Raw genomic sequence first — 8,432 nt, 5'->3', positions numbered from 1 at the left:
AAAAACAATGGCATATCCGTTTTTTGTTGTAAGAGTATTTATTGAAAGATTTTCAACGAATCGCACATTGGGTGTTAACATTTGTAGCCTCTCTCCAGCCAGTGAAAAGTCAGGAGAGAATGTTCCGCTAACGGCCAGGCTTAAATCGCCAGTAAAGTAAAATGATGCACTATTAAATTCATCCCATTTACATAGTTTGTAGTGGTTTGTATATATATCAAGAGTTTCTTTAAAATCATCCAATCCTTTTGAAAAGCCTTGAAGCATGCTATTCAATGTTATTTGGACCTCAAGTTGTTGTTCGACAGACATGCCTCTATCTACATTTTCTCTCATGAAGGGGAGCCCCTTAACTGCACTTATTTTTTTAAAATACTCAAGTGCGTAAGCACGATATCCAGCCAAGAAACATTGAAATGATGAGCCTTTATATATTTCATCCTCGATAGGACTAAACATAGACTTGTCGTGTAAGCTACAGAAACCTTTAAAGGTTGATGCTTTTTGCAACCCAATCTTCGATATACATTCTTTTCCTGTTGTGTCTATCCCGAATGTATAAACATGATTGGTTTCGTCAGCGACATGTTTTAGTGGACCATTTTTCTGAATTGAGTGAGCATCAATTATTTTGCTTGTGCAGGTTTCTTGGCTTGCATCAGGATGTAAGCATTGTTTATGGCTTTTTTTTGTTTTTAATTCAGCTAGTAAACGACCTATGGAATGAGGTTCTTCATTTGAACGGAGGTAGTGGCACTTTTTATATTTTTTACCTGAACCACACCAACATGGCTCATTTCTATTTATTTTATCCATGCTTCTTATTTCCAAATATAAAGATTTTATTCATGATGGTAGTGTATCGCCAATGTAAATTTGTCAGAAGTATTTAATGTAAAGATTGAGATATACTGCAAATCACCAATGGTTGGATATATTTATCCCCATATATTACTTAATATTCTTGAGGTACTTGGTTAGCGAGAAAGGCAGAGCAAATTCCTTCATGCCAGCCAACCTGTCCAGCTCTGTCTGACCAATCTGCTGCAATTGGGTTTGCTGGGCTTGAGTGAGCGTGGTGGTTCTCGCCTTGATTAAGGTGTCGAGAAAACTGCGGTCTCCCTCAACCGCCTTATGGAACGCCTTGAGCGCCAGCGCATCGACCTCTGCTGCGGTGCAGCGCTCCATGCTTTTCTCATGCAGATAGATCAGCACTGTCGTCTGTTGTTCCCTCTCCAGTGACCAGAAGGGGTCGCTTTTTGCGGGCAGTATGGCGCTGTGCTGTGACTTGATTGCTTCGCACCGCTCAAATGCCGGATCCAGATCGTGTAGTGACAGGGCAAAGGCGCTGGAGCTGGTTGCAAGCAGCGCAAAGAGCAAGGCAAGGCGCCTGTAGAAGGAGAGGCTCCTGCTACCCGGCGCCTTGTCTATTGCAGGGCTGTTGCGGCTGCTCATCGGCTTATGACTGCTTTTTCAGAAAGTAACTGATATGCCCCGGCGGCATATCGGGCAGCTGGCCAAAGACCTCGTAGCCCTGCTTCTGGTAGAAGGGGAGGGCCTGAAAACTGGTGGTTTCCAGATGGTAGTTGGTGATGCCCTTGCTCTGGGCGTACTGCTCCATGGCGCCGAGCAGGCGGCCGCCCCAGCCACCCTGGCGGATGCTTTCGTCGATCCAGAGCCAGTCGACGTGCAGCCAGCCCCACTTGATGTCGGCGATGATGCCGCCGTGTACCTTGCCCTCTTCATCCTTGATAAAGCTGGCGATCCGCTCGCGCAGATGGGTGCCGGCGTGACCCGTGTTGAAGCCCGAGAGACCAATGCGCAGCGCTTCGATCTCATCGTCCTGAGGCGGTTGGGGTGGGGTGAGTTGCATAGTGCTTCCTGCTTGATGGTGGTTGTCTCTATGGGGCTGCCGCTTCCAGCGCGGCTATCTCGCCGCCGCTGATAAGTGGCAGGTTGCGGCTGATCTGCTCTACCGGCCAGTCCCACCAGGCGATGGCGTTGAGACGGGCAATGGTGTCGTCGTCGAAGCGGTAGCGGATCACCTTGGCGGGGTTGCCGCCGACCACGGCGTAGGCGGGCACGTCACCGGTAACCACGGAGCGGGCGGCGATGATGGCGCCGTTGCCGACTTTTACCCCCGGCATGATCAGGGCGTCATAGCCAATCCAGACATCGTTGCCGATGACGGTATCGCCCTTGTAGGGGAGGCTGCCCGGGGCGGGGGCGGCGCTCTCCCAGCCGTTACCGAAGATAAAGAAGGGGTAGGTGGAGAAGCCGGAGGTCTGGTGGTTGGCGCCGTTCATGATGAACTTCACCCCGCGGGCGATGGCGCAGAACTTGCCGATGATGAGCTTGTCGCCGATGAAGGGGAAGTGGTAGAGGACGTTGCGCTCGAAGCCCGCCGAATCCTCCGGGTCGTCGTAATAGGTGTAGTCACCCACCTCGATATTGGGCCCCTTGATGGTGTTCTTGATAAAGCACACCTGGGGAAAGCCGTTCATGGGGTGGGGATTGGCGGGATCGGGTCCGTGCATCTGGTCTCCTTGGAGTGGCCGGGCTAGAGCGCCGGGAAGTAGCAGGCGCTCATATCGATGGGGTGATCGGGGCAATCGGGCAGATAGAACTGCCAGCCCGCATAGGAGAAGGCGCGCAGCTCGGTCTCGACAAACTTGATGGCGAGGCTCAGGGCCTGCAGGCTGTCGATGCCGTAGATAAAGGTCTTGTCGCTCAGCCCCGCCAGCTTCACCTTGCAGCGCCAGTCACCGCCAGCCGAGCGTGGATCCGGCTCGGGGGCCTTGATGGCGATCTTGAGGGTGAGCTGTTCCCCTTCGAGACTGACCGCCTCGAAACGGGCTTTGACGATGGCATTCTTCATCCTGCAACTCCTTGTGCGATTCCCCTCCTGCGGCATTGGGCTGCGTCTCCATGGAGGGATAAAAATGGGGGCGAGCCACAGGAGCCTAAACGAAGCCTCTTTTTGAAACAATGGGATATGGGCGGATCTCGGTGGTTTGCTGGTCGCGCCGGGCTGTTTCACCGTGCGGGGTACACTTGCTGTAAAGGATTGTTGGCTACCGCTGCAAATCTATCTCTTATGTTGATTGCTGGTGGGGCACCGGCTTGGGGCACAATAGGCGGCCCCTGCTGGCCACACACAAGCCACACACAAGAAGTACAGGAGCATCCATGACTCTTTCGGTATCGCAGCTTTACGAGGTGATGGCCCAGTTGCCCGATCCCGTCTTTATCCTGAGTGAAGATGGCTATTACGTGGAATACATAGGGGGCGTGGAGCAGCAATCCTATCAGGACGGCAATCCGCTGGCAGGCAAGCAGCTGCGGGATGTGCTGCCGGAGACGATGGCTCTCTGGGTCATGGCGCAGGTCGCGCTGGCGCTGGATAGCGGCCAGGTGCAGGTGGTCGAGTACGATCTGGCTGCCAGCGAGGTGGGTGGTATTAATGCCGGTGTCGGGCCGCAAGGGATGCAGCGCTTTGAGGGCAAGATTGCTCCTCTGCCATCCCTTTACGACGGCAAGCGGGCGGTCGCCTGGGTGACCCGCAATATCACCCGCCAGTTCGAGTTGCAGCAGCGCCTGCAGCGCCAGAGCGAGACCGACCAGCTGACCGGCCTCCATAACCGCCGCTACTTTTTCGAACATTGCCAGCAGGTGAGGGGCAACGAGGCCCCCTGCGGCCTGCTTATGCTCGACATCGATCACTTCAAGCAGATCAACGATCGCTTCGGCCATCGGCAGGGGGATCTGGCACTGCAGCGTTTTGCCACCTGCGTCGATGGCTGGCTGCGGGCAGACGATCTGTTTGTGCGCAGCGGCGGCGAGGAGTTCGTGATCCTGCTGCCACGGATTGATGAGGCCGGGTTGTTGCAGATGGCCGAGGGGATCCGCGCTGCGGTCGAGGCGCTGCCCGCCGAACCGGTCGGCATGACGGTCAGTCTGGGCTCCACGCTGGTTGCGCCGGGGGAGGATATCAATGTGGCCCTGGCCCGTGCCGACGAGTGGCTCTATCAGGCCAAGCGGACGGGGCGCAATCGGGTGGCGCACTGTCCTGTCTCCCCCGAAAATTAATGAACAACCCCTTGTTGATGTAAACATTAATTGGATGAAAAGTTCGCCATATTATTTCACTGATATCTCGCGAGCTATGGTGGTAATATTGGCTGCCCGATCGCTGTTCTTATTTGTGTTGTTGGGCAACAGAACAAGGGTTTATCGGTATGTTATCAAACGGGGACAAATGGGAGTGCTGGTGACGAATGCGATACATCTCACCCCGTTTTGAAACAATCCGATTCAAACGGTCATGAATTATTAACCTTGACCCGGATGGCGATTTCAACGATGGTAGCGTGGCATCTCCATTTCACTCCGGTGGCCCTGTTGGCCGCTGGTGGATTTGCTTTTTCTGCACCTGCGGCCAAATGCCGCCTGATATTGCCAGCCTGTTATTCGGGCCAATAAAAATAATGATGACAGATTAATAAGGTATATATTGCAATGAGTGTTTCTATTGCTGAAAAGAGTAACCCGGTTTCAAAATTGAAATGGGAGAAAAGTGATTCGGTATGGACCATGGGCTTATATGCCACTGCGGTCGGTGCCGGTACGCTATTTCTCCCAATTACTGTCGGCAGTAATTCGCCGGTTATTTTATTGTTTATTTTACTGCTCGCATTTCCGCTCTCTTATTATTCCCATCGAGCGTTGAGCCGCTTTGTGCTCTCCAGCTCCCACAAGGAGGGGGATATCACCCACGTGGTGGAGGAGCACTTCGGAGCGCGGGCGGGCAAGCTGCTGATGCTGGTCTATCTGACCGCCTTCTACCCCATCATTCTGGTCTACAGCATCTCCATCACCAACGCGATCCAGAGCTTTGTGGTGCACCAGCTGGGGGATGCCGAGATCCCGCGCGGTCTGCTGGTATTGGGGGTGATGCTGGGTCTGCATCTGGTACTGCTGGCGGGCAAGCAGATCGTGGTATCTGCCATCAGCGTGCTGGCGCTGCCCATGGTCGCCTTTCTGATCGGCCTCTCCATCTATCTGCTGCCCCAGTGGAGCCTCTCCTACTTCAGCGAGAGTCAGGCGCTGGACTGGCGTGATCCGGCGTTCTGGAAATCCCTCTGGCTGATCGTGCCGGTGATGGTGTTCTCTTTCAGCCATGCGCCCATTATTTCTTCCTTCAGCGCGGCGCAGAAAAAGCGCTGTCAGGAGAGTGCCGACCTGCGCGCCAAGCGGATCATCAAGTGCAGCAGCCTGCTGATTTGCGGCAGCGTGCTGTTCTTCGTGGTGAGCTGCGTGATGAGCCTGAGTCAGGCCGAGATGGCGCAGGCGCGCATCGACAATATCTCCGTGCTGTCGGCGCTGGCGAACAAGTTCTCCAATCCGCTGATCGCCTATGTGGGGCCGCTTATCGCCATTCTGGCCATGTCCAAATCCTTCCTCGGCACCTCCATGGGGGTGAGCGAGGGGACGGTGAGCATGGTGAGCGGCGCCTGTCAGGGGCTGGGACTTTCCCTGCGTGAAGCGACCATCGCGCGGGTCTCGTCAGTCATTCTGTTCGTGGTGACCGGGGTGATTACCTACTTGAACCCCAACGTGCTGGAGATCATCGAGAAGGTGAGCGGGCCGCTCATCGCGGTGATCCTGTTCCTGCTGCCGGCATGTTCCATCTATCGTCTGCCCGCCCTCAAGCGTTATCGCGGGGCGAGTACCCTCTTCGTGCTGGTGATCGGGCTGCTGGCCATCTCGGCCCTTATCTACGATCTGCTGTAACGGCGGATCCCGCACAAGTCAAAAAGGGCGACCGGATGGTCGCCCTTTTTCTTTGCCTCGGGTTTAGCCGAGCAAACTGGTGGCGCTCTGGCCCGCCATCAGCAGGCCGGCCGCCAGTACGCTGAACCAGACCAGGGTCGCGCTCACCAGCAGGTAGCCGCCGGCGACAAACAGACCATCCCGCTGCAGCATGCCGGTAGCCAGCAGCAGAATGGCCCAGGCGGGCAGGGCATTGGTGAAGGGGATGGCACCAAGGGGCAGCATCAGCAGCAGGGCGGCCAGCATGATCAGCAGACCGTTGCAGCGGTTGATGGTGCTGCTGGCGGTCAGGGCGAGCAGGCGCGGGCGGATGTAGCGGTCGATGCGGGCCAGCAGATCGGCCCCCTTGGTGAGGGTCGGCTTGAGCTGGTCGGCGGCAAAGCGGCGCTCCATCAGGATGGCGGGCAGCCAGGGTACCCGGTTTAAGGTGATGCCAATGCCGATAAAGAGGATCAGCAGGCCAAACGGGGTGCTGACGCCAGGGATGGAGACCGGCAGCAGAAAAGGGACTGTGAGCAGTACGCAGAAGATCAGCATCCCCTGCTCGCCCACCAGCGCGAGCATCTGGCGCAGGCTGATATGGCTCTCCTCGATGGCGTGGGCGGTGGCCCGCAGGGTATTGGCGAGGGTGTGTTGCGGGTCGTTGAGGGGGGCTGTCGCCATCTCCGGCATCCTTCTGCTGTCGGCTTGTGCCGGGCCACCATGACCCGGATTGGGCGTCAGCATACGTGGCCGGGGTTAATGGCCGATGAATGGCGCAGGTGCTTTTAACGCCGCGGAAAATGAGCCGGTACAGGTGCCATTTAGGATGGCGATGGGGCGGCTCTGGTATGCTTTTTGAGCAAAATGGATTGGCCGGAGGTGAGGATGAGACGAGTGGGGATGGTGATGATGGGGGCTCTGCTGCCCCTTGGGCAGGCGTGGAGCGGTGAGGGGGAGGCCGGGGTCGGATTGAGCTGGCAGGTGACGCCATTTTACGGCTACAACTCCGCCATCGATTTCAAGCGCAGCGAGGATCCGCAGCCCGCGCCGGTGTCGACCAGCCTTGACGAGCTGAAGGGGCAGGCCTCCGGCAGCTGGGGGCTGTTCATCAGCAAGGAGGTGGATGATCCCGGCATGATCGAGCTGCTCTACAGCCACCAGTCCACCACCCTCTCCCCCGATCAGCCGGATCGCCTGACGGTGGATACCCTGCACTTTGCCGGTGCACTGACCCTCGCCGACAACCTGATGGCGCCCTATATCGGTGCCGGTATCGGGGTAACGCGCTTTGCCGCCTACGACAGCGAGGTGATGCCCTCCATGTCGCTGGCGCTCGGGGTTCAGCCCCGCCTATCCGAGCATCTTGCCCTGCGGGCCGAGGTGCGGGGTTACGGGTCGCTTGCCAACGACAGCAGCGAGTTTCTCTGCAACCCGGATCAGTGTCTGTTCAAGGTGAAGGGGGATCTGGTGACCCAGTGGCAGGCCAATATCGGGCTCACCTTCCGCTTTTAGGCGGTGGAATTTCACGGAGGGAAAAGGGGCCATGGGGCCCCTTTTCCATCAGCGATGTTATGGCTAGGCCATCCATCACCCGGTCGTTCTCTGGCCGGGCTTTACTCCCCGTTATTGGCAGGGATAGCCGACACATAGCGGTCTCTGCCTGTCTCCTTGGCACTGTAGAGCGCCTGATCCACCCGCTTGAACAGCGAGACCGCCGGCTCCTGCGGCCCGCGGATGCCAAACCCGATGCTGACTGTCAGAGGATGGGCCGGATCGGGGGTTATGGTGCGGGTTGCTGCCAACAGCGCCTCTGCCAGCAGCTCCAGTTCCGTCTGGTTGGCGTCGGGCAGCAGGATCGCGAACTCCTCACCGCCGACGCGGGCTGCCAGCCCTCCGGCTGGGCAGTGCTGTTGCAGCAAGGTGCCAAACTGCTGCAACACCTTGTCCCCCATGTCGTGGCCGAAGTTGTCGTTGATCCATTTGAAGTGATCAAGGTCCAGCAGGAGCAGCACCTGATAGTCCCCCTGTTCCAAAAACAGCTGCTGATGAAAGCAGCGCCGGTTGGGCAGTCGGGTCAGATCGTCAAACAGCGCCTGTTGTCTGAGCTGGCTATTGATATGAAAGAGGTAATGCATGGTGCTCAGGATACCGATGCTGCTCAGCAGGATACCGCTGGATCGCAGCAGATCCTCGGCATAGATGGCGATCCAGAGTGGCTGCGCGACCAGTTCATCCATGATGTCGGCGGTTGCCCCCAGGATCCACAGCATCAGGCCGCAGGAGAGCAGGCGATAGGTTTTGGCTGGCAGATGGGCGCACTGCACCACCCAGAACAGAAAGATCATGGTAAGCCAGTTGACCAGCTCGAACCCCAGGCTGCTGGCATGGATCCGTTCGGCGGGGTAATGGGGCAGCAGGGTGAGATGGGTGGAGATGATGGTCAGCACCAGTATCCCCAGCAGGGCGCTATGGGCGCGGTGTTCTGCGTCAAAGTGGCGATAGCGGGTGACGCTGAGGTCGAGACGATCGGACTGCATGGTGTTCCTCGGATTGAGCCTGCCATCAGAGTGTCGAAAATGGCCCTCATCATGAATCTGTCGTGCCGTTTGTGGCGGCAT

At 57.0% G+C, this 8,432-nt stretch carries 10 protein-coding genes; 3 read left to right on the top strand and 7 right to left on the bottom strand.

From position 1 onward, the window contains the following. From AACS24_RS17135 to AACS24_RS17115, 5 genes are all read right to left on the bottom strand, one after another. The coding region (locus AACS24_RS17135; RefSeq protein WP_108571450.1) for an SEC-C metal-binding domain-containing protein at positions 1-816 on the bottom strand (816 nt) is incomplete at its 3' end. A 135-nt stretch (positions 817-951) separates the two neighbouring features. Beyond that, positions 952-1,455: a hypothetical protein gene (locus tag AACS24_RS17130; RefSeq protein ID WP_108571444.1), complete on the bottom strand. Its 504-nt coding sequence runs from the start codon at positions 1,453-1,455 to the stop codon at positions 952-954. 4 nt (positions 1,456-1,459) lie between these two features. Further along, on the bottom strand, positions 1,460-1,873 hold the full coding sequence (locus tag AACS24_RS17125) for a GNAT family N-acetyltransferase (RefSeq protein WP_108571443.1): 414 nt from the start codon (positions 1,871-1,873) through the stop codon (positions 1,460-1,462). A 28-nt stretch (positions 1,874-1,901) separates the two neighbouring features. Continuing rightward, positions 1,902-2,537, bottom strand: a complete 636-nt coding sequence (locus AACS24_RS17120) for a Vat family streptogramin A O-acetyltransferase (RefSeq protein WP_108571442.1) — start codon at positions 2,535-2,537, stop codon at positions 1,902-1,904. Positions 2,538-2,560: 23 nt separating this feature from the next. Continuing rightward, positions 2,561-2,878 carry a DUF6968 family protein gene (locus AACS24_RS17115; RefSeq protein WP_108571441.1) on the bottom strand — a complete coding sequence of 106 codons (318 nt, stop codon included), beginning with the start codon at positions 2,876-2,878 and terminating at the stop codon, positions 2,561-2,563. A 311-nt stretch (positions 2,879-3,189) separates the two neighbouring features. Here AACS24_RS17115 and AACS24_RS17110 point away from each other — a divergent pair, with 311 nt between their 5' ends. Further along, positions 3,190-4,089, top strand: a complete 900-nt coding sequence (locus AACS24_RS17110; RefSeq protein ID WP_108571440.1) for a GGDEF domain-containing protein — start codon at positions 3,190-3,192, stop codon at positions 4,087-4,089. 429 nt (positions 4,090-4,518) lie between these two features. Beyond that, positions 4,519-5,793, top strand: coding sequence for an amino acid permease (locus AACS24_RS17105; RefSeq protein WP_033113726.1), 1,275 nt, complete (start codon positions 4,519-4,521; stop codon positions 5,791-5,793). Positions 5,794-5,856: 63 nt separating this feature from the next. On the opposite strand, the gene AACS24_RS17100 is transcribed toward AACS24_RS17105, so the two are convergent. Then, positions 5,857-6,495, bottom strand: a complete 639-nt coding sequence (locus AACS24_RS17100) for an exopolysaccharide biosynthesis protein (RefSeq protein WP_033113727.1) — start codon at positions 6,493-6,495, stop codon at positions 5,857-5,859. A gap of 204 nt (positions 6,496-6,699) precedes the next feature. Between AACS24_RS17100 and AACS24_RS17095 the strand changes: the two genes are divergently transcribed. Beyond that, complete coding sequence (locus AACS24_RS17095) at positions 6,700-7,326, top strand: outer membrane beta-barrel protein (RefSeq protein WP_108571439.1); 627 nt, start codon at positions 6,700-6,702, stop codon at positions 7,324-7,326. 101 nt (positions 7,327-7,427) lie between these two features. On the opposite strand, the gene AACS24_RS17090 is transcribed toward AACS24_RS17095, so the two are convergent. After that, entirely contained in the window at positions 7,428-8,351 is a 924-nt protein-coding gene (locus AACS24_RS17090) for a GGDEF domain-containing protein (protein WP_108571438.1), read from the bottom strand. Positions 8,352-8,432 lie beyond the last annotated feature (81 nt).

The sequence above is a fragment of the Aeromonas sp. HMWF016 genome, from assembly GCF_963878195.1.
GTDB lineage: Bacteria > Pseudomonadota > Gammaproteobacteria > Enterobacterales > Aeromonadaceae > Aeromonas > Aeromonas lacus.
Note: the sequence above shows the minus strand (reverse complement) of the source record. Positions and strands in the feature narration are given on the sequence as shown.